A 24,879-nucleotide genomic window follows, 5' to 3' on the forward strand; every position below is an offset into this window, starting at 1 on the left:
TGTTCAACCCAACCAGATCTTGCGGCGAAGCGCGCTGATGAAATTCTGCACTTCCTCGGCGTCATGCGCCAGCGGCGGCATCACGCCCCAAACGGGACGCGGCCATGCAGCGTCGCTGGTGCGGCGCGCGATGACGTGGACGTGCAGCTGCGGGACGAGGTTGCCGAGCGCGGCGACATTCAGCTTGTCGCACTTGGTGACCTCTTTCAGGGCCCGCGAGACGCGGGTGATTTCCGTCATCAGCTGCGCCTGCGCGACCTCGTCGAGGTCGATGATCTCGACCGCGCCGTCGCGCCGCGGCACCAGCAGCAGCCACGGATAATGCGCATCCTTGATGACGAGCACCTTGCACAGCGGCAGGTCGCCGATGTCGATGGTGTCTTTCTTGAGCTGCGAATGCAGCGACCAATTGGAGGCGGGCATGGGGGGCAAATAATGCCTTTCCGTGTTCCCAGACAAGCCCCGCAAAGCCAGCCTTACAAAGCCGGGTCAGGCCGCTTGCTTTCCGGCGGTTTTGGCCCCAAATAGGGACCGGGAGATTGGCGGTGGACGAGCCACTCGCCAACCGGGTCAGGTCCGGAAGGAAGCAGCCCTAACGAGGTCCGGATCGGGTCGCTCGTCAGTCTCCTACCTGTTTTTCCGAGCGAATCGCGCTGGAATGGCGGTCTCCGCGCCCGGCGCTCGATTTTGGCTCCTATCCGCACGCCGGCTGAAGAGACAATTCCCAAGTTGCGGATCGATGCATGAATGACGCTGGCGACCCCTCCCATCCGTCCGACGGCGCAGGCAAAGGGAGCCTTGACGGCGGTTTCGATCTCGGCGGCGCGCCGGACGCCGCAAAACCCTACCGCGTTCTTGCCCGCAAATACCGCCCCTCCAGCTTCGAGGACCTGATCGGCCAGGAGGCCATGGTGCGCACCGTCTCGAACGCGTTCGAGACCGGGCGAATTCCGCAGGCCTGGATTCTCACCGGCGTCCGCGGGGTTGGCAAGACCACCACCGCGCGCATCCTCGCCCGCGCCTTGAACTACGCCAAGCCGGACGGCTCGGTGCAGGGGCCGACCATCCACATGCCGGACCTCGGCATCCACTGCCAGGCGATCATGGAAAGCCGGCACATGGACGTGCTGGAGATGGACGCCGCGTCCCACACCGGGGTCGACGATGTCCGCCAGATCAATGACAGCGTGCGCTACGCGCCGGCCAGCGCGCGCTACAAGGTCTATATCATCGACGAAGTCCACATGCTGTCGACGGCGGCCTTCAACGCCTTCCTGAAGACGCTGGAGGAGCCGCCGGAGCACGCCAAATTCGTGTTCGCCACCACCGAAATCCGCAAGGTTCCGATCACGGTGCTGTCGCGCTGCCAGCGCTTCGACCTGCGCCGCGTCGAAGCCGACGTGCTGATGAAGCATCTCGGCAATATCGCGACCAAGGAAGGCGTCGAGGTCGAGCCCGAGGCGCTCGGCATCATCGCGCGGGCGGCCGAGGGATCGGTGCGCGACTCGCTGTCGCTGTTCGACCAGGCGATTGCGCATGCCGCCGGCAATGTGAAGGCCGACGCGGTCAGGCAGATGCTCGGCCTCGCCGACCGCACCCGCGTGATCGATCTGTTCGAACAGCTGGCGCGCGGCGATATCGCCGCCGCCTTCGCCGAATTCCGCGCGCAATATGACGTCGGCGCCGATCCGGTCGTGGTGCTGTCCGACCTTGCCGAGTTCGTCAATTTCGTCACCCGCGTGAAGTTCGTGCCGGGGACGGCCGACAATGTCGCGTTCGGCGAGACCGAGCGGGTGCGGGCGCGTGAATTCGCCGCCAAGCTGTCGATGCGGGTGCTGTCGCGGATGTGGCAGATGCTGCTCAAGGGCATCGCCGAGGTGCAGACCGCGACACGCCCGGCCGCTGCCGCCGAAATGGTGCTGGTGCGGATTGCCTATGTCGCCGATCTGCCGACGCCGGATGAGGCGATCCGGATGATCGAGCAGAATGGCGGTGGCGCTGCGCCCGCGACGTCGGGTTCCGCCGCGTCGTCACCGTCACGCGGCGCACCGAGCTCGGCGATGTCGGCCATGCCGTCGGCGCCGGTGCGCACGCCGCAGGCCGCGCCGCGCGGCGATCTCGCCGCGCGTCCGCAGATGGCAGCGCCGGTCGCCGATGCCGCGCCGGCGCTGCGGATATCAAGCTTTCCGCAACTGATCGCGCTCGCCGGCGAGAAGCGCGACATCATGATGAAGAGTGCGCTGGAAGCCGATGTGCGGCTGGTGCGCATCGAGGACGGCCAGCTCGAGATCGCCCTCGAGCCGAAGGCGCAGCGCGCGCTGGTCACCGATCTGTCGCGCAAGCTCGAACTATGGACCGGGCGGCGCTGGACCGTGATCATCTCCAACGAGGCCGGCCAGCCCACGGTGCGCTCGCAGAACGAACTGGCGCGCAGCGAGCACCAGCGCGCCGCCGAGGCCGATCCGCGCGTGCAGGAGGTGCTGGCGCGCTTCCCCGGCACCAAGGTGGTCGAGGTTCGCCGCCTTGCCGCCGAGGTTCCGGTTTCGGATGCGTCAGGCGAAGACCCGATTGAAACTTCCGACAGCGACGACGATTGATATTTGGCTATAGGGACGCACGCATGGCTGATTTTCTCGGCATGATGAAGCAGGCAGCGCAGCTGCAATCCAAGATGCAGGAGATGCAGGAACAGCTCGGCAATGTCGAGGTCGAAGGCATCTCCGGCGGCGGCCTGGTCACGGTGCGCATGACCGCCAAGATGGAAGTGAAGGGCATCAAGATCGATCCGTCGCTGATGAAGCCGGAGGAACGCGAGGTGCTCGAGGATCTCCTGGTCACCGCGCATGGCGATGCACGCCGCAAGGCCGAGACCGCGATGCAGGAGAAGATGATGGCGCTCACCGGCGGGCTCGGCCTGCCGCCGGGATTTGGTCCGACTTAAATGGCTGCAAGCGTTGCCGGCCCCGAGATTGAACGCCTGATCCAGTTGCTGGCGCGGCTGCCGGGCCTCGGGCCCCGTTCGGCGCGGCGCGCGGCGCTGCATCTGATCAAGAAGCGCGAAGCCCTGATGACGCCGCTGACCGCGGCGCTGCAGGTCGCGATCGACAAGATCCAGGTCTGCAAGACCTGCGGAAACATCGATACACAAAACCCCTGCACCGTGTGCACCGATCCGCGCCGCGATCCCTCGATCATCGTCGTGGTCGCTGACGTCGCCGACCTCTGGGCGCTGGAACGCGCCAATGCGACCAATGGCCGCTATCACGTGCTCGGCGCAACGCTGTCGCCGCTCGACGGCGTCGGTCCGCAGGATCTCACCATCGATCAGCTGGTGGCACGCGCGCATGCGCCTGAGGTCAGCGAGATCATTTTGGCGCTCAATGCGACCGTCGACGGCCAGACCACCGCGCATTACATCACCGACCTGTTGTCGGAGGCCAATGTGCGGGTGACGCGGCTGGCGCATGGCGTGCCGGTCGGCGGAGAGCTTGATTACCTCGATGAAGGTACGCTATCTGCAGCCATGCGGCAGCGGACGCTGTTCTAGCGCGCGATGCTGGCGCCGAGCACGCGTCAGGCGCCAAGCGATCGGTCACAATCCGAAAAGATCGCACCAAAACAAAATGGTAGGGTGGATGCCGATTCGGGGACGGTCATTCACGCTCTGACGAATCAAGATACGGAACCACTGACAATGACGGCACACCGATTCGGCGTACGCTTGTTCGGCGTACGTTTGGGCTTTGCGCTTCTGACGGCAACGTTCGCCGCGCCTTGCGCGCTCGCGCAGCAGGCCGACGCCCCGCAGAAGCCCGGCAAGATGATCCACGCCGGCGACGTGCTGTCGGGAGAGCTCGGCGTCATGAAGGTGCGTGACGCCAAGAACCGCGGCAAGCGCGTCGCGACCTACCAGATCACCAGCGAGCCGCGCCGCCTGCCGCCGCCGAACGGTCTGTGCAATCTCGAGACCGGGCCGGAAACCTTCCAGCTGATTCCGACCAACGACGCCCAGGCCGCGCAACTCAAAAGCCTCTCCGGCAAGGAAATCTCGGTGAAGGTCGACGAAGTCGCCTGCGCCAAGGACGCCGGCGAGATGAGCGAAGCCATCGTCACAAAGTGGAGCGTGGTGGCGAAGTAGGATCGTGCCTCGGTTACGGTGTCATCGCCTGGATGCGCGGGTAATGACACCGCGCTGTTTCTTGAGTTGCGACCCATCCTCATCGTCGTCCTGGCGAAGGCCAGGACCCATAATCACTGGCCTTGCTTGTCGGATGGATCGTGGCCTCGACATCGCGCAACAATTCGCATTTGGGGTAATGGGTCCTGGCTTTCGCCAGGACGACGCGCGGAGAGAGTGGTTCCGCCGCTTCCCCGCTGAATTACGAACGCCTCTGGAATACAGGGCGGATTCACCCGGTCAAGCCGGGCTACAGGCGACTAAACCCTGACCGGCCCCAGCTCGTCGAAATGCCCGCGCCGCTGCAGCCAGGCGAGCAGGATCAGGCTCGGGATCGCGACCAGCACGCAGATCACGAAGAACATCTGCCAGCCGACGGCCTTGGCGACATAACCGGCGCCTGACGACAGATAGGTGCGGCCGACCGCGGCGAGCGCCGTGAGCAGCGCGTACTGGGTCGCGGTGTGCAGCGGATTGCGGCACAGCGCCGACAAATAGGCGACGAAGATCACGGTGCCGATCGCGCTGGTGAAATTCTCCGCGGTGATCGCAAGCGCGAGCGCCCATTGATCGACGCCGACATGGGCGAGCCAGGAGAATGAGAGATTGGCGACCGCCTGCAGCACGCCGCCGATCCAGAGGCTAGTCGCGAGCGAATAGCGCCGCGCCACGAAGCCGCCGGCAAAGCCGCCGATCAGGGTCGCGGCAAGGCCGACGCCTTTCACGATCGCCGCGTAATCGACCTTGGAAAAGCCGATGTCGATCACGAACGGCGCGGTCATGGTGCCTGAAAACGCGTCGGTGAACTTGAACAGCACCACAAAGGCGAGCGCCGCGAAGGCGTCCTTGCGGCTGAGGAACTCGGAGAACGCGCCGAGCGCGGCATGTAGCACGCGTTCGGCCGGGTTCTGCGCATGCGTCGCCGCCTCCGCGCCCTTCGATTGCGTCGGCTCGGTCGCCGCAAGCGCGGTGACGATGCCGATCACGACCAGCGCGGCCATCACCACGTAGCCCCACATCCAGGCCGACAGGCGCACGAGGCCAGCGGACTCGAAGCCGCTGACGATGAACAGCGCGCCTGCGGTCGAGACCAGCATGCCGACGCGGTACGCCGCGACATAGGACGCCATGCCGGCGGCCTGCTCGCTTTCAGGCAGGCTTTCGACGCGGAAGGCATCGACCACGATGTCCTGCGTCGACGATGCGGTTGCGACCAGCAGCGCGGCGAAGGCCGCGAACCACGGCGATCGCGCCGGATCGGCCATCGCCAGCACCAGGATCGCCGCGATCAGCAGCAGCTGCGAGAACAGCAGCCAGCCGCGGCGGCGGCCGAACATCTGCGTGAACAGCGGAACATGCAGCGCGTCGACCAGCGGCGCCCAGAGGAATTTCAGCGTGTAGGGCGTGCCGATCAGCGCCAGCAGCCCGATGGTGCCGAGATCGACCCCGGCCTCCTTCATCCAGACCTGCAGCGTCGAGCCCGACAGTGCCAGCGGCAGCCCCGAGGAGAAGCCCAGCAGCAGCACGATCAGCACCCGCGGCTGCAGATACACCGCAAAACTGTCGCGCCAGGAGGTGGCGGCGGGGGGATTCTTTTCCGATTGGGTCGCGGTCACTTCGGGCGCGGTCATGTCCCTCTGTTAGCAGATTCGACCGCAGCTGCCTTGGCTCCCTCTCCCCGCTCTTTCGCGGGGAGAGGGTTGGGGTGAGGGGCTTTCTCAGCGAATTATGACGGGTGCAATGTGCGGAAGCTCCCCCTCACCCGAAATTCGCGCGATGCGCGAATTTCGACCTCTCCCCGCAAGCGGGGCGAGGTGGCTACTCCCCTGCCTGCAGCTTGCGCGGGGCGGGGAACAGGTCGGGGGCGGGCTTGACGAAGCGGGGGACCTCGATCGGGGTCTCGGACTTGCTGAAGTCGAGTTCCTCGATCCGGCCGGCGCGTTTCTCGATCTTGTCGGCGGAGATCAGGATCTGCCTGACGTCCTCGTTCACCTGGCCGAAATGGGTCTGCAGCTTGAGCACGCGATCGCGCAGGCGGCCGAGGTCGTCGCCGAGATGCATCACCTCGTTGCGGATCTGGTCGGCGGCGTCGCGGATGCGGGCGTCCTTCAGGATCTGCTGCATCACCTGGATCGCCAGCATCAAGAGCGAGGGCGATACCAGCACGACGCGCGCGCGATAGGCCTTCTGGATCACGTCGTCGAAGCCGTCATGGATCTCGGCATAGACCGATTCCGACGGCACGAACATCAGCGCGGTGTCCTGGGTCTCGCCAGGGATCAGGTACTTCTCCGCGATGTCGCTGACATGCTTCAGCACGTCGGCGCGCAGCCGCTGGCTGGCGAATTTGCGCTCCTCGTCGCTGCGCGCATCGTGCAGCGCGGTCATGGCCTCGAGCGGGAATTTCGCGTCGATGCAGAGCGGGCGCTGGTCGGGCAGAAACACCACGCAGTCCGGCCGCTTGCCCGACGTCAGCGTGTACTGGAACTCGAACGAGCCCTTCGGCATGCCGTCCTGGACGATCGCCTCCATCCGCGCCTGGCCGAAGGCGCCGCGCGATTGCTTGTTGGCGAGCACGTCGCGCAGCGTCGTCACCTGGGTGGTGAGCTCGTTGAGGTTCTTGTGGGCGTGGTCGATGATGCCGAGCCGCTCGTGCAGCACGCGCAGCGAATCCATCGTGTTGCGGGTCGATTGCTCCATCGACTGGCCGACCCGGTGGGTCACCGAATCGAGCCGCTCGTTGACGGCGCGGGCCATCTCGGCCTGGCGGCCGGCCAGCGCCTGCGCCATAGTATCAACCTTGGCATCGACCCGCCCGGAGGATTCGCTCTGGGCCCGCAGCATGTCGGCGAGGCGCTCCTCCAGTTCGTCGGCGCGGATGGCCTGGGCCATTGCGAGTTCCGCGCCGCGCCGGCTGGCGCGTGCGATCACCACCGCAATGGCGAACAGCAGGATCAGCGCCAGCGCCCCAAGGCCGATCAAGGCGTCGGAGACACGGACGGGAAGGTCGCCAATCGTGAGGAGAATCTCGTTCATGCCGGCAGTTGTAGCCGATTCGCGGCCAGGTGCGAACGAAGAGGGAACGTTTAAGGCAAATGCATTCCTGATTTTCCGGGTTAATGCGGGGTGAAGAAACGTGGTTAAGGTTGTCCTAACGGGTTCCTGAGCGCATTGACCCCATGAAGTCAGCAGCTTAAATCGCCGCCATGGCATTAAGAGAAATTATCATCCTGCCGGACAAGCAGTTGCGGCTGGTGTCGAAACCGATCGAGAAGGTGACGCCGGAGATCCGCAAGCTGGCCGACGACATGCTCGAGACCATGTATGACGCGCCCGGCATTGGGCTCGCGGCGATTCAGGTCGCGCAGCCGCTGCGGCTGATCACCATGGATCTCGCCAAGCGCGACGAGAACGGCGAGACCACGGCGAAGCCGCGCGTCTTCATCAATCCGGAGATCATTGCGCGTTCGGAAGAACTGTCGGTGTACGAAGAGGGCTGCCTGTCGATCCCCGAATATTACGAGGAGGTCGAGCGGCCGGCGCGGGTGCGCGTGCGATTCACCGATCTCGACGGCACGGTGCATGAGGAGGATGCGGAAGGGCTCTACGCCACCTGCATCCAGCACGAAATCGATCATCTCAACGGCGTGCTGTTCGTGGATTATCTGTCGAAACTGAAGCGCGACCGCGTGTTCAAGAAATTCGAGAAGGCCGCCAAGCGCGCGGCGGAGTAGGCGCGGTCGCTTTCCCGGACGCGTCATGGCCGGGCTTGACCCGGCCATCCACGTCTTGCTTCGCTGTCGCCGAAAACGTGGATGCCCGGGGCTTCTTGTGCGAAGACGCGCTTCGCGCTTAAGCACTCCAACTGCTACCGAGCCTGTCTAATGCCTCTCCGCCTGATCTTCATGGGCACGCCCGATTTCGCGGTGCCGACGCTGCTGGAGCTCGTAGCCCATGGCCATGAGGTCGTGGCGGTCTACACCCGCGGGCCGAAGCCGGGCGGGCGGCGCGGCCTGCAATTGCAGCCGACGCCGGTCGAGCAGGAGGCGCGCCGCCTCGGCATTCCCGTGCTGACGCCGAAGACCCTCAAGACCTCGGAAGCGCTCGAGGAGTTTCGCGCGCATGACGCGGATGCCGCCGTCGTCGTCGCCTATGGCATGATCCTGCCGCAAGCCATTCTCGACGCGCCGAAGCTCGGCTGCTTCAACCTGCATGCCTCGCTGCTGCCGCGCTGGCGCGGCGCCGCGCCGATCAACCGCGCCATCATGGCTGGCGATGCCGCGAGCGGCGTGATGGTGATGAAGATGGATGTCGGCCTCGACACCGGGGACGTCGCGATGGCCGAGCGGTTGCCGATATCGGACAGCATGACGGCATCCGATCTGCACGACGCGCTGGCGCCGCTCGGTGCCGACCTGATGGTGCGCGCGATGGCGGCGCTCGGGCGCGGCGGCTTGCAACTGACGAAGCAGAGCGAGGACGGCGTCACCTATGCGGCCAAGATCGAGAAGGCCGAGGCGCGGATCGACTGGACACAGCCGGCGCATATGGTGCTGCGGCACATTCACGGGCTCTCGCCGTTTCCCGGCGCCTGGTGCGAGCTTGCCGGCGAAGGCGAGCCGGTGCGGCTGAAGATCCTGCGCTGCGAGCTGGCGAAAGGCTCGGGCGCACCGGGCGATGTGCTCGACGACAATTTCGCGATCGCCTGCGGCGACGGCGCGATCCGGATCCTCGAACTGCAGCGCGCCGGCAAGGCGCCGATGAAGGCAGCGGATTTCTTGCGCGGCACGCCGTTGAAGCCGCCTGCGCGGCTCGGCTGATGCCCCGCTACAAGCTCACCATCGAATATGACGGCACGCCGTTCTCCGGCTGGCAGATCCAGGACACCGCGCCGACCGTGCAGGGCGCGCTGGAGGCGGCGGTCAAGGCGATCTGCGGCGAGGACGTGCGCGTCCACGGCGCAGGGCGTACCGATGCCGGAGTGCATGCGCGCGGCCAGGTCGCGCATTGCGACATCGCCAAGCATTTTCCGCCCGGCCGCTTTCGCGACGGGCTGAATGCGCATCTGCGGCCCAATCCGATCGGCGTGCTCGCGGCTGACATCGTGCCCGACGATTTCGAGGCGCGGTTCTCCGCGACCAGGCGGCACTATCTCTATCGCATCACCAACACGCGCGCGAACCTCGCGCTCGACATCGGCCGCGTCTGGCGCGTGCCGCGCGCGCTCGATGCTGACGCGATGCACGCCGCCGCGCAGCGCCTGCTCGGCAAGCACGACTTCACCACCTTCCGCGACACCGAGTGCCAGGCCAAATCGCCGGAGAAGACGCTCGATCAGCTCGATGTCACCCGTGACGGCGCCGCCGTCAACATCGTGACGTCGGCGCGCTCGTTCCTGCACAGCCAGGTGCGTTCGATGGTGGGCTCGCTGGTCTGGGTCGGCGAGGGTCGCTGGAGCGCCGACGATCTTGCCGGTGCGCTCGCCGCCCGCAACCGCGCCGCCTGCGGCCCCGTGGCGCCGCCGGACGGGCTCTACCTGATGCGGGTGGATTACTAGGCGGGAATGATCTCGTAGGATGGGTGAAGCCAACGGGTCCGCGCAACGCGCGGCCCGATGATAAACTCCGCGAAACCCATCACTTCGAATCCGCGGCGCCCATGATGGGTTTCGCTGCGCTCTACCCATTCTACGGATGTGAGTACCCGAAATACCACGCTGTATCTGGTGCGGGTGGATAACTCGGAGCCCCAACCCCTACTGTGCATGGGGTTGTTTTCGATGTTTTTGTCCAGCCGGGCGGCTGGCCTACCCGAAATACCGCTCCAGCACGCCCCGATAGATCCGCGTCAGCTTCTCCAGATCGGCCACCGGCGTGCGCTCGTCGACCTGGTGCATGGTCTGACCGACCAGGCCGAACTCGATCACCGGGCAATAGCTCGAGATGAAGCGCGCGTCCGAGGTGCCGCCGGAGGTCGATAGCTCCGGCCTGCGGCCGGTGATCTCCTCGATCGCGGCGACCGCGAGGTCGGTGAACGGGCCGGGCTGGGTGACGAACACGTTCGAGTTCGACGGTTGCCAATCGATATGGGCGCGGATCCGGTTGCCGCAGGCTTTCGCCAGCCGCTCATCGACCATCTGCCGCAGGCTCTCCTGGGTGTGGTTGTCGTTGTAGCGGATGTTGAACTTCGCCCGTGCCTGGCCGGGGATCACGTTGGTCGCGGTGTTGCCGACATCGACGGTGGTGAATTCGAGGTTGCTGGCCTGGAACTGCGCGCTGCCGTGATCGAGCGGCTCGTCACTCAGCGCCACGATCAGCCGCGAGATATCAGGCACCGGGTTGGAGGCGCGGTGCGGATAGGCGACATGGCCCTGCACGCCGTCGACCACCAGCGTGCCGGACTGCGAGCCGCGCCGGCCGATCTTGATCATGTCGCCCAGCACTTCGACATTCGAGGGCTCGCCGAGCACGCAATGATCGAATGTCTCGCCACGCTCGGCGCACCATTTCAACAGCTTGACGGTGCCGTTGATCGAGACGTCTTCCTCGTCGCCGGTGATCAGGAAGGAGATCGAGCCGTTGCCATTCTCTTGTGGCTTGCCGCCACGGTCCTGCAGATATTGCAGCACCGCGGCGACGCTGCAGGCGATGCCGCCCTTCATGTCGACGGCGCCGCGGCCATAGAGATAACCGTCCTTCACCTCGCCGGAGAACGCGCCGAGCGTCCACGCCGCTTCATCGCCGGGCGGCACCACGTCGGTGTGGCCAGCGAAGGTGATATGCGGCGCCGAGGTGCCGATGCGCGCATAGAGGTTGTCGATATCGGCGGTGCCGGGCTCGGAGAAGGTCACGCGGTGGACTTCGAAGCCTGCGGCTTTCAGCAGGTTTTCGAGAACGCCAAGCGCGCCGGCGTCGGCCGGGGTGACGGAGGGGCAGCGAACGAGATCGCGGGTAATCGAGACGGCATCACTCATGCGCCTCGCTTAACACGTCACACGGCGGGTGGACCAGCTTTGTGCGGCACGATATCGATCTCGCTCTGCTGATCCCAGCCGCGCGCGGAGCGCGACCCGCTGTCGCGGCCTTGCCGCACATGGGTTTTCCCAAGCGGATTGGGGCCGTAGCGATTGGGGTAGCTGGTGCCGCGCAGAAAGGCGAGCTCGACGAAGCCCCAGACATAAAGCACGAAGACGATCAGGCCCGCGGCCGTCACCCAATAGGATTCATCGGAGAGCCGGTCCGAGAACTGGCTCATGAGACCCGGGATCGCGAAGAACGGGACCATCCACCAGCCGCTCTTGTCGCGGTCGTGCAGTCGCTTGATCGAGACAGCGACATAGACCCAAACGAACAAGAACGTTCCGCAGGCCTTGACCAGCAATGCCGGCAATCCGGCCCAGCTCAGCGATTTGTAGCTGTCGGGGTCGAAGGCCCGGAAGATGTCGTCGACATTGAAGCTGAACCCGTTCTTGCCGCCGAGGCCGGCCGAGACCGCGAGTAAAGCTAGGAACATCATCCAGCAGACGATGATCAGCCCTGCGAGCCAGAATTTGGCCCGGTTGACGCGGCCCTTGAAGCCGAACAGGTAGTTGGCCCAGTCCATGAAAATAAGCTCCGGGCTGCGGCAATTCTTCGCAGCCCGGAGATATGTCGGCGTCGGATCGAAATTGGTTCGATCAGTCCAGACCCGTCGTCCTGAGGTGCGAGCCTTGCGGCGCAATTGCGCCGCTGGGCGAGCCTCGAAGGATGCACGGCCCCGCTGGTGGCCGTCGACCCTTCGAGACGCCTGCTTCGCAGGCTCCTCAGGGTGACGGTGATGGACTGATCTCGCGGCGGAAAAGCGATCAATCCCGCAGCAGCTCGTTGATGCTGGTCTTGGCGCGGGTGCGCTCGTCGACCCGCTTGACGATCACGGCGCAGGCGGTGGCAGGTCCCGGCTGGCCGTTCTTCAGCGGCTTGGCCGGCAGGGTGCCGGGCACCACGACGGCATATTCCGGGACCTCGCCGACGAAGATTTCGCCGGTCTCGCGGTCGACGATCTTGGTCGAGGCGCCGAGGAACACGCCCATCGACAGCACCGCGCCCTTGCGCACGATCACGCCCTCGGCGACCTCCGAGCGCGCGCCGATGAAGCAGTCGTCCTCGACGATCACGGGCTCGGCCTGCAGCGGCTCGAGCACGCCGCCGATGCCGACGCCGCCGGAGATGTGCACGCGCTTGCCGATCTGGGCGCAGGAGCCGACCGTCGACCAGGTGTCGATCATGGTGGCTTCATCGACATGGGCGCCGAGATTGACGAAGGAGGGCATCAGCACGACGTTGCGGGCGATGAAGGCCGAGCGGCGCACGATCGCGCCCGGCACGGCGCGGAAGCCGGCGTCGCGGAAACGGTTCTCGCCCCAGCCCTCGAACTTCGACGGCACCTTGTCCCACCACGATGCCTTGCCCGGGCCACCCGCGATCTGACCCATGTCGTTGAGGCGGAACGACAGCAGCACGGCCTTCTTCAGCCACTGATTGACCTTCCACTTGCCGCTCGTCTCGCGCTCGGCGACACGGGCCTCGCCCTTGTCGAGCAGCTCCAGCGCGTGGTCGACCGCCTCGCGGACCTCGCCCTTGGTCGAGGTCGAAATGCCTTCGCGGGCGTCGAACGCGGTGTTGACGGTGGTTTCGAGGGCGGACAGCGACATCGGGACAATCCTTGGCGTATCGGGGATTATGACGGGATTTTGCGGGGCTTTTTCGGAATTTGGGGCCGCGGAGTCAAGGCAAACTCCTCCGTCGCCGAGTGGTCTCTCTTCCGTCGTCCCGGCCAAGCGAAGCGCGAGCCGGGACCCATAACCACAAATGCCCGTGTTGCGGCACGCTGGTGCCACGGCGCGTAGCCAAGCGCAGATTGGTGGTTATGGGTTCCGGCTTTCGCCGGGACGACACCTGTTGAGAGGCTACGGCTTCAGCTGCTGCAGGAAGCCGGTGAGATCATCCGTGACATGGTCGACATGGGCGGCGTCGCGGCCTTCGAGCTCCCAGGTCTCGCGCACCACCTCCTGGCTGCCGTCGGGCACGACGAGCACGGTGGTCATGCCGAGCTCATGCGGCACCACCAAATTGCGCGCGAGGTCCTCGAACATCGCAGCCCTCGCCGGATCGACGTCGTGGAGCCTGAGGAACTTCTGGTAGGTCTGCGGTGCCGGCTTCGGCTCGAGATCGGCGGCGATGATGTCGAACACGCCGTCGAAATGGTTGCCGATGCCGAGCCGGCCCAGCACCGCATCGACATGGTCGACCGAGCCGTTGGTCAGGATCAGCTTGCGCCCCGGCAGTTTTGCGATCGCGGCTCCCATCGCCGGATTCGGCTGCAGCGGCGAGTGGTCGATCTTGTGCACATAAGCGAGATAGTCGTCGGCCTGCACGCCGTGCTCGGTCATCATACCGCGCATCGTGGTGCCGTAGCGCAGGTAGTAGTCCTTCTGCAGCCGCCGTGCTTCCTCGGGAGAGATCTTCAGCCAGTTGCTGACGAACTCGCCGATCCGCGCATCGACCTGCTGCCACAGGTTGACGTGATGCGGGTACAGCGTGTTGTCGAGGTCGAACACCCAGGTCTCGACATGGCTGAAGCTGCGGGGAGTATTCATTGTGGCTCTCCACTTGTCAGCGTGAACGTCGTTCCGCCCTCCGCCGTCGTCCTGGCGAAAGCCAGGACCCATACCGCGGAATCTATCAATGTGGCACGGTGCTCGTCGTTCTTCGCCAAACGCAGTCTTGTGGTAATGGGTCCTGGCCTTCGCCAGGACGACATCGATGTTTGCGGCCTCATTATCTTCATCACGGCATCGCAAAGCGCAGCGTCTTGCCGCCGCTGGTCATGTCGACGGTGGTGAAGCCGAGTGCGGCGAGGCCGCGGGTGCTGCAGTCGCCCTGTTCGTTGATCTCGAACTTGCTTTCGCGGGTGCAGAGCTGGACCCCGCCGCCCCAGTTCAGCGGCTTGTCCTTGATGCGGATGGCCCGGTTGTCGTTGTCGACCGCTTCAGCAAACGAATAGATCTGCTTCGGCGTGCCTGACACGTCCGGATGCAGGCACTTGCCGGGGTCGATGCGATACCAGCCGCGGCTGGTCACCACCTTGCCGTCGTCGGTTGCAACCGCGGCCATCACCTTGTGCGGCGTGTCGTTGCACCAGGTCAGCCCCGATGGCGACGGCTTCTGCACGGCATCGATCATGGTGGCGAAGAAATTCGGCGACTGCACGATGTCGCTGGCGAGCCCGCGACTCCTGAGGAATGCCGCCAGCGCACTCTGGGTCTTCGGCCCGTCGACGCCGTCGATCGGCGCGGCATCGTAGCCCGCGATCACCAAGAGGCGCTGGATGCCGGCGAGGCGCGCCTGCTCGTCGTCATATTCGCTGTCTTCGGCGAGATAGGCGACCAGATGGCCGTCGTCGGTCTTGGTCGGCGTGATCTGGGTGAATTGCGCGGGCATCTGGCCGGAACGGCATTGTCGCGCGGCGGCGATCACGAAATTGTCCTGCGCCACGCAGAGCGTGTCGGTGCCGTTCTGCGGGATCGGCGAGGCGCCGTAGACGCCGAGCGCCCGCGCATTGAGCAGCACGCGGTCGGCGGTGAGCGCGCCCTGCACCACGACCCGGCAGGTCGCGGGATCGATGCGGAACCAGCCGCGTGTCGCGGTCGCGGCCTTGTCGTCGATGCCGATCGCGGCCTCGATCACATAGCTCATGCGGTTGCAGAGCTTGAGATCGGCATGCGCCGGCGCCGACGAGAACAGGAACGACACCAGCGCGGCCGGCAGCGACATCGCGAGCCGCGCCGGCAGCGACCGGCGAGGAATCCTCGCCGTGTGTCCCGCGTCTGCCATTACTTGTGGATCAGCGTGCCGGTGCCCTGGTTGGTGAAGAGCTCGAGCAGCACCGCGTGCTGCGTCTTGCCGTCGATGATCACGACGCCCTGCACGCCCTGTTCGAGCGCGTAAATGCAGGTCTCGACCTTCGGGATCATGCCGCCGGAAATCGTGCCGTCGGCGATCAGCTTGCGGGCTTCCTTGATCGACAGGTCCGGAATCAGCTTCTTGGACTTGTCGAGCACGCCCGGCACGTCCGTCAGCAGCAACAGGCGCTTGGCCTTGAGCGCGCCCGCGATTGCGCCGGCGAAGGTGTCGGCGTTGATGTTCAGTGTCTGGCCGTCCTGCGAGGTCGCCAGCGGCGCCAGCACCGGGATCAGCTCATAGCCGATCAGCTGATTGAGCAGCGTGAGGTCGACCTTTTCGGGGTCGCCGACGAAGCCGAGATCGATGGCCTTCTCGATGTTGGAATCCGGATCGACCATGGTGCGCGTCGTCTTCGACGCCTTCACCATGTTGCCGTCCTTGCCGGAGAGGCCCACGGCCTTGCCGCCCGCCTCGTTGATGTAGCCGACGATCTGCTTGTTGACCGAGCCCGCCAGTACCATCTCGACGATCTCGATGGTCGCGGCGTCGGTGATGCGCAGGCCCGCGGCGAATTCCGACTGGATGCCGAGGCGCTTCAGCATGGTCGCGATCTGCGGCCCACCGCCATGCACGACCACCGGATTGATCGCGGTCTGCTCGAGCAGCACGATGTCGCGCGCGAACGCCTTCGCGGTGTCCTCGGCGCCCATGGCATGGCCGCCATATTTAATGACGATGGTTTCCTCGTCATATTCCTGCATGTGCGGCAGCGCCTCGGACAGAATGCGGGCCTGATCGAGCGGGCTGATGTGCTGGTCGGTCATGGGGCTGGTCTCGTCGTCAGCGGAGGGGTGGCGCGGTTCTATCTGATTGGCGGGCAGGGCGCAAAGCGGTCTTGACCCTCTCCCCTTGTGGGAGAGGGTGGCTTCGATGCGACGGCATCGAAGCCGGGTGAGGGGTCTGTCTCCGCGGATAGAGACCCCTCATCCGGCGCGGATTGCATCCGCGCCACCTTCTCCCACAAGGGGAGAAGGAAGTATGGCGGTCATCACCGCTTCGGCCACACCGCCGCGACCGCCAGTACCAGCCAGCTCAGGATCAAGAGCGTTCCGCCGGTCGGCGCAGCCATCGGAAACAATCCATGGCCGGCATATTGGCGCAGCACGAGGTCGCCCGCGAACAATGACGCCGCGATGACGAAGCCGGCCGCCGCCACGACTGCGAGCTTCGCATGGATGATCGCGCGATCCGTGACCGCGATGGTCGCGACTACGGCGGGTGCATGGAACAGCAGCATCGAGGATGCCGCCGCCAGCCGCGTGGCGTCAGGCAGATGGGCTGCGGCCGCCGCCAGCATCACGCCGCAAGCGCCCATGATGGCGGCAAGGCCGATCAGGAAGCGGGATGCGCCGCTCATCGGCGCCGTTCCTCGATCAGGCGCACCATGGCGGCACGCAGCTCCGGCATGCCGTCGCCGGTGCGCGACGAGGTCACCAGCACTTCGGGGAAGGCGGCGGGATGTTTTGCGAGCGTTGCTGACGTGTCGGCGATGACGGTCTTGAGTTCGCCGGCCTTCACCTGGTCGGCCTTGGTCAGCACGACCTGATAGCTCACCGCGGACTTGTCCAGCGTCTTCAGCACGTCGAGATCGACGTCCTTGATGCCGTGGCGCGCGTCGATCAGCACGTAGACCCGCGCCAGTGTCGCGCGCCCGAGCAGGAATTTGTGGATCAGCGCCGTCCACGACGCCACCTTGGTCTTGGGCGCCGAGGCGTAGCCGTAGCCGGGCATGTCGACCAGGCGGAAGCCCGCCTTCTCCGGCCCCTCGAAGAAGATCAGCTCCTGGGTGCGCCCGGGCGTGTGCGAGGTGCGAGCCAGGTTGCTGCGGCCGGTCAGCGCGTTGATCAGGCTCGACTTGCCGACATTGGAGCGGCCGGCAAAGGCGACCTCGAGGCCGGCCATCGGCGGCAGCGTCTCGATCGAGGGCGAGGCCCAGATGAAGCGCCAGTCGCCGGCGAACAGTTTCCGGCCTTGCTCAATTAGCGCCGCATCGGGTTCGGTGCTCATGCGAAGGATTCCATCTCGTCGCGGCCAGACAAAGGCCCAAGGCGGGTCCTTGGCGTAGGACGACCCGGCCATCCAGGTCAACGTCCAGAGCCTCGGTTCTGGCCGTCCTCCAATATGTCGATGCCCGGCACAAGGCCGGGCATGACGTGGTGACGAAGCGCCGTTGCTGGAAGCTACGTCGCCTTCTTTGTCTCAGTCGTCACGCTTTTTTTTTGAAACGTCGACTTCAGATTGTCGAACAGCTCCACCTTCACGCCGTTGCGCCGCATGATGTAGCTCTGCTGCAGCACCGACAGCAGGTTGTTCCAGGCCCAGTAGATCACGAGACCCGCCGGGAAGCCGGCCAGCATGAAGGTGAAGATCAGCGGCATCCAGTCGAAGATCATCTTCTGGGTCGGATCTGGCGGCGCCGGATTGAGCTTCATCTGGACCCACATCGTGATGCCCATGATGATCGGCCAGATACCCATCACCAGATAGGCGCCGAAATGCGGTCCGAGCAGCGCGATCGGATCGAACGGAATGAGGCCGAACAGCGTGAACAGGTTGGTCGGATCGGGCGCCGAGAGGTCCTTGATCCAGCCGAAGAACGGCGCGTGCCGCATTTCGATGGTGATGAACAGCACCTTGTAGAGCGAGAAGAACACCGGGATCTGCAAGGCGACGGGAAGACAGCCCGCGATCGGGTTGATCTTCTCCTTCTTGTAGATCTCCATCATCTCCTGCTGCTGCTTCACGCGGTCATCAGGATAACGTTCCTTCAGCGCCTGCAGCTGCGGCTGCACCGACTTCATCTTCGCCATCGAGGCGTAGGACTTGTTGGCGAGCGGGAAGAACAACAGCTTCACGATCACGGTCACCAAGAGGATCGCGATGCCGAAATTGCCGACCAGGCGATAGAACCAGTCGAGCGCCAGGAACATCGGCTTGGTGATGAAGTAGAAATGGCCCCAGTCGATCAGGAGATCGAAATGGTTGAGGCCGAGCTGCTTGTTGTAGCCGCCGAAGCCGACCAGCGGGAAGTTGAGGCCGACCGTGGCGGCCTCCTTCGCGCCGGCGAACAGCCGCCCGTTGGCAACGCCGGTGCCGCCGATCGGAATGGTCTGCGCGCCGAGCATGTAGTCGGTCTGGTAGCGCTTGTCGCCGGTGGTGAAGCGGGCGCTTTCGAGCGTTGCGGTGGTCTCCGGCAGCAGTGCCGTGGCCCAGTATTTGTCGGTGATGCCGAGCCAGCCGTCGGTGACCTTCGTGAACACGATGCCGCGCGAATTGCCGCCGGTTGAGGTCTTGGCCTCGTCGATGTTCTTGTAGCTGAATTCCTGCAGGCCGTGTTCGCCGAGATAGCCGATCGGGCCTTCATGCAGAATCGCGTAGCCGGAGACCGGCGGCTTGCCACCGCGCGAGATCAGACCGAACGGATACAGCGTCACCGGCGCGCTGCCTTGATTGATGACCTCGTCCCTGATGCTGAAGAGGTAGCGATCGTCGATCGAGATGGTGCGGCGGAAGGTCAGGCCCTGGCCGTTCTCGTATTTCAGAATCACCGGGGTGCTCGGCGACAGGGTGTTCGATCCCTCCTGCTGCCAGACGGTTTCGGCGTTCGGCGTCTTCACCGATGAGCCGTTGGCGGTCAGCCACAGGAACTCGGCGTAATAAGGCTCGGCCGTGCCCGACGGGGAAAGCAGCACGACAGCCGGCGATTTGGGATCGACCGTCTCGCGGAACTGAACCAGCGCCAGGTCGTCGATCCGGGCGCCCTTCAGCGCGATGCTGCCGGTGACGCGCGGGGTCTCGATCTTGATGCGCGGGCCGGAGGCAAGCACCGTCTCGCGGCTCGCGACCGGAGCGTCAGCAGCAGGCGCGCCGGGAGCCGGAGAGGGAGTCGCCGAGGTACCCGGAGCGGTGCCGGGAGCAGCACCCGGAGTCGCCTGCGGCGCCGGCTTCTGCAACTCCGCCTGGCGCTGCGCCTCGCGCTGCTTCTCCATCTGCGGCACATTGTAGAAATATTGCCAGGCGATCAGGACGAGGCCGGACAGAATGACGGCAAGGATCGTGTTGCGGTTGTCGGACATCTCTTAGGGTCTCGTCATTCCATTCGGATTGGGCGCGCTCTTGTTACCCGCCTTGTTGGTACCCGTCTTGTTATTACCCGTGTTGGGCGCAGGCCGGTCGAGGCGGCGCAGCGCCGACCGCAGGTCGTCAAGCATGGTCGCAAAGTCGCGGGTCAGCGCGTCACGACGGCCCACTAGCACATAATCATGGTGCGGCCGCATGAATACGGCGTCGACCTGTCTCATCACTTCGCGAAGCCGGCGGCGGATGCGGTTGCGCTCGGTCGCGGTGCCGTTCTTCTTGGTGACGGTATAGCCGACGCGGATCGGGCCCTGATCGTCGCGGCGGCGGCCCTGCAGCACAAAAGCTGTGGTATTCGCCCGTGCGCCATTGGCAACGGCGAGGAAATCCGCCCGCTGCCTCAGCCGATCCATAATGGGTATCTCCGGAGAGGAGACGTCCGGGCTCAGGCGCTCAGGCGCTTGCGGCCACGCGCGCGGCGCGCAGCGAGGACCTTGCGGCCGCCGGCCGTGGCGAGACGGGCGCGGAAGCCGTGACGGCGCTTGCGCACCAGTTTGCTGGGTTGATAAGTCCGCTTCACGGGTAATTCTCCGCTGACCGGGCAATTTGCCGTTGTATTGAGATGGAGTCCGGTGATGCTGGCGGGCCCAAACGAGCCGTTGACGGCCCCAAAGAGCCGCCCCCGGGTCAAGAACCGGGCCATCGCGGACAGTTGGCGCGGCTTATAAGGGAGCGCCCTGTTTTCGTCAATGTCACAGGCCGTCGCAAAAAGGGTTCTTCGAAACGTCGTAATTGGGGCGAATATATCTGATTTCGCGGGGTATTTGACGGTATGGAGACGCTTTGGGGCGTTCGGGGAACCGTCCACATTAGCGATCCGTAATTTGACCGGCTTGGGGGCCGGGCCGCATCTTCTGACCCCTAAGCCAAACAAGGCCTTATCTTGTGGCTCTAACTGACGATCAGGCGACCGCGCAGAAGCAGCGGCCCAAGCCGTCCCCCCGGCTCGGGCTGTCGGGCAAGCTTTTGCTGCTGACGATTCCCCTGGTGATGATCGCCGGGCTCCTGATCTACGTCCCGGCCATCGCCAACTTCCGGATGAACCGGCTCAATGACCGCCTGGCCGCCGCCAATACCGCGGCGCTGGTGCTCGATGCCGCCCCGTCCGGCCTGGTGCCGGATTCGCTGGCGCGGCAGATCCTGACCAGCATCGGCGCCCGTGCCGTCGCCATCAAATTGGGACAGCAGCGCCGGCTGCTCGCCAGCGCCGATTTGCCGGCGGCGATCGACCATGACGTCGACATGCGGACCATGACGGTATGGTCGGCGATCGTCGATGCCTTCGAGATCATGCTGGAGCACGGTGACCAGACCATCCGCGTGGTCGGACCCGCGCCGGGCCAGGCGCAATTCATCGAGGTCGTGATCGACGAGAAGCCGCTGCGGCAGGCGATGTACCGCTTCTCGCGCAACGTTTTGGTCGTTGCATTGTTGATCGCCGGCCTGACCGCCGGTCTGGTCTATCTGGCGCTGCATTATCTGTTCGTGCGCCCGATGCGGCGGCTGACCGCGAGCCTGGTCGGCTTCCATGAGAATCCGGAGAGTTCGGCGCGAATCATCGTGCCGAGCCAGCGCGGCGACGAGATCGGCGTTGCCGAGCGCGAGCTGTCCGACATGCAGCGCGACCTCGTCTCGATGCTGCATCAGAAGAGCCGGCTTGCCGCGCTCGGGCTCGCCGTCTCCAAGATCAACCATGATCTGCGCAATCTGCTGGCGTCCTCGCAATTGCTGTCGGACCAGCTCGCCAGCGTGCCCGACCCGCGGGTGCAACGCTTTGCGCCGAAATTGTTGCGCTCGCTGGAGCGCGCCATCGCCTTCTGCCAGTCGACACTGTCTTATGGCCGCGCGCAGGAGGCGGCGCCTGATCGCCGCGTCATCATGGTTGAGCCCGCGGTCGCCGAGGTGCGGGAGTCGGCCGGGCTTGCCACCGATGTCGCGATCACCTGGATCAGCGCGATCGAGCGCGGCCTGACCATCGACGCCGACCCGGACCAGCTGTTCCGCGTGCTGCTCAATCTGGTGCGCAACGCGGCGCAGGCGTTGGAAACCCGGCCCGCAGGTGACGGCGGCGCGCAGCAGATCCGCATCACCGGCCGCCGCGAGGGGACGGTTGCGATCATCGAGGTCTCCGACACCGGTCCGGGCGTCCCGACCAAGGCGCGCGAGCATCTGTTCGAGGCATTCCAGACCTCCGGCCGCCCCGGCGGAAGCGGACTCGGCCTTGCCATTGCCGCCGAGCTGATCCGGGCCCACGGCGGCCACATCCATCTGGTCGAGGGCACGATCGGCGCCACCTTCCGGATTTCGATCCCGGATCGTCCGGTGGAACTGCTGTCGGTCCGCAGCGAGCGGGCGAGGGCCTGAGGCCGTTCCGGTATTCCGGGGCGGCCAAAACTGCGGCCGAAATTGGCGTTTCCAGACCTTGCCAACCGGACCCGGAGCCTGTAGCTAGAGCGCTCTTTCGCGACGTTCCGGGCCTCCCGGGACCATGCGGGCTCAAGCCCACCCGCGAAAATGCGCCCGTAGCTCAGCTGGATAGAGCATCAGACTACGAATCTGAGGGTCGGACGTTCGAATCGTTCCGGGCGCGCCATTTTACGACAGGGCGCGGTACCACGCCCTTCCCGCGGTGGCGCCCGCGTCACGAATGATTCCGGCGTCGTGCGGCTCGCCAGGCCGTGAGCCGCGGAATCCAGCGCGGGACATTGGCCCGGAAATCCTCGTACTCCGTTCCGAACATACGAACGAGCGCCGGCTCCTCGTACCCCACGACAAACGCGTGGAAGGCGAGCCACACCAACACACCGTACCCAAGAAGGCGCTGGTCGCCGAACAAGACCGCTTGGCCCAGAATGACGGCGACAAGGGCAACGTAAATAGGATTGCGCACATAGCGATAGAGACCCGTCACCACGAGGTTCTGCGTCGGTGCGACCGGCGCCGGCGTGCCCAATCCTTGCAGCGCAAAGCGTGCAAACGAGTCGACAAGCGCGGGTAGACCGGCGACGATCAACAGGATCCCGACGGCGCGCGTCGCGTCGAGATCGAAGAAGGGCGGCCGAAACTCCCAACGCGTAATCCACCAGGGAACGAGCCCCGCCACCGAGCTGGGCGCAACCGCAAAGAAGAGGGCAGAGCCCAATACCGCGATCGTTTTCGGCATGGGCACCTCCTTTCCGTCCTGTCGCAAGGCGGTCGGCAAAATTGAACCGTTGCATCATGGCGCCACGGCGAACACGTAGTGCCCATCTTCATCGGCCACGGCGCGCCATTCACGCAAGCTCCCATTGGTTCGGGCAGCTGATGCGTGCTCGTCTTCAGTAGAGCATCCCCAGACACTTCTGGATCGATTGCGTTCCACTGCACTCACACAGCCCGTGGTCACAGTTGGAGGGCGCTGTGGGTGTCATTGGCTTCCCTCCTCAATCCTCAAGAGCCCGGTAAACCGACGCGCGGCCAATCTTGAGCGCCTTCGCGATAGCGGACGCTCCCATGCCTTCAGCCTTAAGCGCCTTCACTTTGGCGGTGTCGATGGACGCTTTGTGGTCTTGGTAGACCCCGCGTGCCTTGGCCTCCGCGATACTCTCAAGCTGCCGCTCTTTGCGGAGGTTGGTCTCGAACTCGGTGAACACACCGAGCATGTCCAGGAAGCGCTTGCCCGCTGCTGTGCTGGTGTCGATGGGTTGCTCTGTATAGCCCCTCAGGGATGCACCACGCGCCTTCACGGTGCGCACAATGTCCCGCGGGCGGGCGCGGGGTTCGCTTCAGCGGGCTATCGCCGCACCGGATCGGAGACCGGCCCGGAAAAAATGCGCCCGCGCGGGCCAGAATCGGGCCGAAGACGAGGGCCGCCCCGTAAAAACCCTGCTTGCCCCCGCCGGAGCGTTGAGAAAAAATAAGCTTTTTTAGCTTATAGGCACAGCAATGTTTTTATTCTTATTGTCTGTCCTTTTGAACCGGCGAGTCATCCCTCATGCAGAGTGACATCGCAAACGCCATATTTTATGCGGCCGTGTTTCTGGGCATCGTCTACACCAGCCGCATCCTGGAAAAAAGATGGCCGATTGCGGACGTTCCCTACGCCGAGTTTCGTGATGATTGGCTCGCGGTGATCGTGAGCCTCGGGTTGTCGTCCATGCTCGCTCCGATCGCGGCGATCACCGCGGGCAAGATTGCGAGCTATACCGGTCTCGGTTGGATCAAGCTGCCGACCGACGGTTACTGGTGGTACGTCTCACTCGCAATCATCGTGGTTGCATTCGATCTCTACAAGTACACGTATCATCGTCTCCAACATGCGATCCCCTTTCTATGGGCGATGCACTCGTTCCATCACAGCGCGAACGGCGTCACGTTCATTACCGGCGGCCGGCATTTCTGGCTGGAGCGGGTGTTGTCCGACGCCTTTCTTCCGATCATGGCGATCCTGTTCCGCATCCCGCCGGACATGGTGATCGCGGTGGGATTTATCTTCTTCATGCCCGATGCGTGTGCCCATCTCAACGTCCGCATTCCGCTCGGTCGGTATGTGACATGGATCAACAATCCGCAATGGCACCGGATCCATCATTCGGTCCTTCCCGAGCACAGGGACAAAAATTTCGCTGCCTGCTTTCCGTTTCTCGACATTCTGTTCGGCACGGCCTGGATACCGAAGCCGGACGAATATCCTGCAACGGGCCTCGTGCCTGCCGAGCGCGTGGACATCATCAATAGTGTGATCTGGCCAATCCGGCATCTTCGGCATTACTGGCATCGGGAGTCTCGGAATGAATTGGGTTAAGGGTCTTTTGGTGCTCCTCGCGCTGCTGCTGGGTTACGCCGACCTTGAGTCGACGAATGTGATCCTGAGTCTCGGATTGGGTGAGTTGAACCCGTTCATGCATCTGGCGCAGACATGGTTCGGCGTCTGGTGGCTGGTGCCCAAGCTTGGCTTGACGTTCGTGGTCACGTGGCTGCTTTGGCGGAGCAACAACGTTTACAACATCGCTCTCGTCGTCGCGTTCTGCTCCACGCCTGTCCTGAACAATCTCGTCATCATCGCGGGCACGAACTGAATCAATCCCTTCGCCGGTTGCCGCAATCGGCGACGTCAGGAGGATCAGCGATGTCGGACAGGTTCGTTGTCGCCTGCATGGTCTGCTGTGCCCTGATCCTGGGGGCTCCGGGGGCGACCGTGCACGCGCAGACGCCGTCGAACTGCAAGGAGCCGCAGACCGGCACCAGCCGCGTCCCGATGCTGTCGCCGCCGCTGGCCAATGTGGTGACGGGCACGGGACGGCTGCAATTCTACTCCGCACCGAATCTGCACTGTCCGATCCGCGGCGTGTTCGTCATTCCGAATGACGCACTGATCGCGTATGCGCAAACCAGGGATGGCTGGTCGTCGGTGATGTATCTCAATCCGGGGACGGGCAACGACGTCTCGGGTTGGGTGAGATCGGCGAGACTGAAGGTGACCGGAACCGTCGGACCGAAGTAGCGTTCGACCAGGATCGCGGCAGGCGGGCGGCTACCCGCACCGAACCTGCTTGAGCGAGGCCTGCACGAGTGCGCTGCGTGCGG

The 24,879-nt window shown here is 64.7% G+C and carries 26 protein-coding genes, 1 tRNA gene, 1 other RNA gene and 1 pseudogene; 13 read left to right on the top strand and 16 right to left on the bottom strand.

Going from position 1 to position 24,879, the window contains the following annotated elements:
• Positions 1-3 precede the first annotated feature (3 nt).
• On the bottom strand, positions 4-423 hold the full coding sequence (locus J2R76_RS30510) for an HIT domain-containing protein (protein WP_028344138.1): 420 nt from the start codon (positions 421-423) through the stop codon (positions 4-6).
• A 111-nt stretch (positions 424-534) separates the two neighbouring features.
• Between J2R76_RS30510 and ffs the strand changes: the two genes are divergently transcribed.
• The 5 genes from ffs (at position 535) to J2R76_RS30535 (ending at position 4,138) form a co-directional block, all read left to right on the top strand.
• Positions 535-631: signal recognition particle sRNA small type (gene ffs, locus J2R76_RS30515), an RNA gene on the top strand.
• A 112-nt stretch (positions 632-743) separates the two neighbouring features.
• Positions 744-2,597 (top strand): DNA polymerase III subunit gamma/tau, encoded by a 1,854-nt coding sequence (locus J2R76_RS30520; RefSeq protein WP_076834915.1) that lies wholly within the window; start codon positions 744-746, stop codon positions 2,595-2,597.
• Between the two features lie 23 nt (positions 2,598-2,620).
• Complete coding sequence (locus J2R76_RS30525; RefSeq protein ID WP_028335943.1) at positions 2,621-2,941, top strand: YbaB/EbfC family nucleoid-associated protein; 321 nt, start codon at positions 2,621-2,623, stop codon at positions 2,939-2,941.
• On the top strand, positions 2,942-3,547 hold the full coding sequence (gene recR / locus J2R76_RS30530) for a recombination mediator RecR (protein WP_028335942.1): 606 nt from the start codon (positions 2,942-2,944) through the stop codon (positions 3,545-3,547).
• A gap of 147 nt (positions 3,548-3,694) precedes the next feature.
• A complete protein-coding gene (locus J2R76_RS30535; RefSeq protein ID WP_371852196.1) occupies positions 3,695-4,138 on the top strand; it encodes a hypothetical protein in 444 nt (147 codons plus the stop codon).
• A gap of 299 nt (positions 4,139-4,437) precedes the next feature.
• Here J2R76_RS30535 and J2R76_RS30540 read toward each other — a convergent pair whose 3' ends face one another.
• Both J2R76_RS30540 and J2R76_RS30545 read right to left on the bottom strand, forming a co-directional pair.
• The gene (locus J2R76_RS30540; protein ID WP_076834916.1) at positions 4,438-5,808 is read right to left on the bottom strand and encodes an AmpG family muropeptide MFS transporter; all 1,371 of its coding nucleotides are present in this window, start codon (positions 5,806-5,808) and stop codon (positions 4,438-4,440) included.
• Between the two features lie 187 nt (positions 5,809-5,995).
• On the bottom strand, positions 5,996-7,213 hold the full coding sequence (locus J2R76_RS30545; RefSeq protein ID WP_076834917.1) for a DNA recombination protein RmuC: 1,218 nt from the start codon (positions 7,211-7,213) through the stop codon (positions 5,996-5,998).
• A 170-nt stretch (positions 7,214-7,383) separates the two neighbouring features.
• On the opposite strand from J2R76_RS30545, the gene def reads away from it, so the two are divergent.
• The 3 genes from def to truA all read left to right on the top strand — a co-directional run bounded on the left by def (position 7,384) and on the right by truA (position 9,734).
• Positions 7,384-7,911, top strand: coding sequence for a peptide deformylase (gene def / locus J2R76_RS30550; RefSeq protein WP_038385628.1), 528 nt, complete (start codon positions 7,384-7,386; stop codon positions 7,909-7,911).
• Positions 7,912-8,061: 150 nt separating this feature from the next.
• Positions 8,062-8,997, top strand: coding sequence for a methionyl-tRNA formyltransferase (fmt, locus tag J2R76_RS30555; RefSeq protein ID WP_076834918.1), 936 nt, complete (start codon positions 8,062-8,064; stop codon positions 8,995-8,997).
• Complete coding sequence (truA, locus tag J2R76_RS30560) at positions 8,997-9,734, top strand: tRNA pseudouridine(38-40) synthase TruA (RefSeq protein ID WP_076834919.1); 738 nt, start codon at positions 8,997-8,999, stop codon at positions 9,732-9,734. The genes fmt and truA overlap by 1 nt, the downstream gene beginning before the upstream one ends.
• Positions 9,735-9,983: 249 nt before the next feature.
• On the opposite strand, the gene dapE is transcribed toward truA, so the two are convergent.
• The 11 genes from dapE to rpmH all read right to left on the bottom strand — a co-directional run bounded on the left by dapE (position 9,984) and on the right by rpmH (position 19,834).
• Positions 9,984-11,150 carry a succinyl-diaminopimelate desuccinylase gene (gene dapE / locus J2R76_RS30565; protein ID WP_076834920.1) on the bottom strand — a complete coding sequence of 389 codons (1,167 nt, stop codon included), beginning with the start codon at positions 11,148-11,150 and terminating at the stop codon, positions 9,984-9,986.
• A gap of 17 nt (positions 11,151-11,167) precedes the next feature.
• Positions 11,168-11,779, bottom strand: coding sequence for a DUF805 domain-containing protein (locus J2R76_RS30570; RefSeq protein ID WP_076834921.1), 612 nt, complete (start codon positions 11,777-11,779; stop codon positions 11,168-11,170).
• A gap of 241 nt (positions 11,780-12,020) precedes the next feature.
• Positions 12,021-12,866 (bottom strand): 2,3,4,5-tetrahydropyridine-2,6-dicarboxylate N-succinyltransferase, encoded by an 846-nt coding sequence (gene dapD, locus J2R76_RS30575; RefSeq protein ID WP_076834922.1) that lies wholly within the window; start codon positions 12,864-12,866, stop codon positions 12,021-12,023.
• Between the two features lie 255 nt (positions 12,867-13,121).
• Positions 13,122-13,811, bottom strand: a complete 690-nt coding sequence (locus J2R76_RS30580; protein WP_076834923.1) for a pyrimidine 5'-nucleotidase — start codon at positions 13,809-13,811, stop codon at positions 13,122-13,124.
• A gap of 190 nt (positions 13,812-14,001) precedes the next feature.
• On the bottom strand, positions 14,002-14,988 hold the full coding sequence (locus J2R76_RS30585) for a DUF1036 domain-containing protein (RefSeq protein ID WP_076834924.1): 987 nt from the start codon (positions 14,986-14,988) through the stop codon (positions 14,002-14,004).
• 59 nt (positions 14,989-15,047) lie between these two features.
• Positions 15,048-15,941, bottom strand: a complete 894-nt coding sequence (gene argB / locus J2R76_RS30590) for an acetylglutamate kinase (protein WP_016848093.1) — start codon at positions 15,939-15,941, stop codon at positions 15,048-15,050.
• A 224-nt stretch (positions 15,942-16,165) separates the two neighbouring features.
• Positions 16,166-16,534, bottom strand: coding sequence for a DUF423 domain-containing protein (locus J2R76_RS30595; RefSeq protein ID WP_141340928.1), 369 nt, complete (start codon positions 16,532-16,534; stop codon positions 16,166-16,168).
• Entirely contained in the window at positions 16,531-17,184 is a 654-nt protein-coding gene (gene yihA / locus J2R76_RS30600; RefSeq protein ID WP_028335928.1) for a ribosome biogenesis GTP-binding protein YihA/YsxC, read from the bottom strand. Before yihA ends, J2R76_RS30595 begins: the two co-directional genes overlap by 4 nt.
• Before the next feature lie 173 nt (positions 17,185-17,357).
• Positions 17,358-19,253 carry a membrane protein insertase YidC gene (gene yidC / locus J2R76_RS30605; protein ID WP_076834926.1) on the bottom strand — a complete coding sequence of 632 codons (1,896 nt, stop codon included), beginning with the start codon at positions 19,251-19,253 and terminating at the stop codon, positions 17,358-17,360.
• A 3-nt stretch (positions 19,254-19,256) separates the two neighbouring features.
• Positions 19,257-19,667 carry a ribonuclease P protein component gene (gene rnpA, locus J2R76_RS30610; RefSeq protein ID WP_057018968.1) on the bottom strand — a complete coding sequence of 137 codons (411 nt, stop codon included), beginning with the start codon at positions 19,665-19,667 and terminating at the stop codon, positions 19,257-19,259.
• Between the two features lie 32 nt (positions 19,668-19,699).
• Positions 19,700-19,834, bottom strand: coding sequence for a 50S ribosomal protein L34 (rpmH, locus tag J2R76_RS30615; RefSeq protein ID WP_008542748.1), 135 nt, complete (start codon positions 19,832-19,834; stop codon positions 19,700-19,702).
• 365 nt (positions 19,835-20,199) lie between these two features.
• Between rpmH and J2R76_RS30620 the strand changes: the two genes are divergently transcribed.
• Both J2R76_RS30620 and J2R76_RS30625 read left to right on the top strand, forming a co-directional pair.
• On the top strand, positions 20,200-21,678 hold the full coding sequence (locus J2R76_RS30620; protein ID WP_076834927.1) for a sensor histidine kinase: 1,479 nt from the start codon (positions 20,200-20,202) through the stop codon (positions 21,676-21,678).
• A 152-nt stretch (positions 21,679-21,830) separates the two neighbouring features.
• Positions 21,831-21,907 (top strand) — tRNA-Arg (locus J2R76_RS30625).
• Positions 21,908-21,955: 48 nt separating this feature from the next.
• On the opposite strand, the gene J2R76_RS30630 is transcribed toward J2R76_RS30625, so the two are convergent.
• Both J2R76_RS30630 and J2R76_RS30635 read right to left on the bottom strand, forming a co-directional pair.
• The gene (locus J2R76_RS30630; protein ID WP_076834958.1) at positions 21,956-22,477 is read right to left on the bottom strand and encodes an isoprenylcysteine carboxylmethyltransferase family protein; all 522 of its coding nucleotides are present in this window, start codon (positions 22,475-22,477) and stop codon (positions 21,956-21,958) included.
• A gap of 259 nt (positions 22,478-22,736) precedes the next feature.
• A pseudogene (locus tag J2R76_RS30635) lies at positions 22,737-23,057 on the bottom strand (recombinase family protein); the annotation flags it as partial.
• A 230-nt stretch (positions 23,058-23,287) separates the two neighbouring features.
• Here J2R76_RS30635 and J2R76_RS30640 point away from each other — a divergent pair.
• The 3 genes from J2R76_RS30640 to J2R76_RS30650 are packed head-to-tail and all read left to right on the top strand — an operon-like array spanning position 23,288 to position 24,796.
• Positions 23,288-24,097, top strand: a complete 810-nt coding sequence (locus tag J2R76_RS30640) for a sterol desaturase family protein (RefSeq protein WP_253625304.1) — start codon at positions 23,288-23,290, stop codon at positions 24,095-24,097.
• The gene (locus tag J2R76_RS30645; protein ID WP_225161514.1) at positions 24,084-24,371 is read left to right on the top strand and encodes a DUF5658 family protein; all 288 of its coding nucleotides are present in this window, start codon (positions 24,084-24,086) and stop codon (positions 24,369-24,371) included. Before J2R76_RS30640 ends, J2R76_RS30645 begins: the two co-directional genes overlap by 14 nt.
• A 50-nt stretch (positions 24,372-24,421) precedes the next feature.
• The gene (locus J2R76_RS30650; protein WP_057018949.1) at positions 24,422-24,796 is read left to right on the top strand and encodes a hypothetical protein; all 375 of its coding nucleotides are present in this window, start codon (positions 24,422-24,424) and stop codon (positions 24,794-24,796) included.
• The last annotated feature ends 83 nt before the right edge of the window (positions 24,797-24,879 follow it).

Source organism: Bradyrhizobium sp. USDA 4532, from assembly GCF_024171315.1.
Lineage (GTDB): Bacteria > Pseudomonadota > Alphaproteobacteria > Rhizobiales > Xanthobacteraceae > Bradyrhizobium > Bradyrhizobium australafricanum.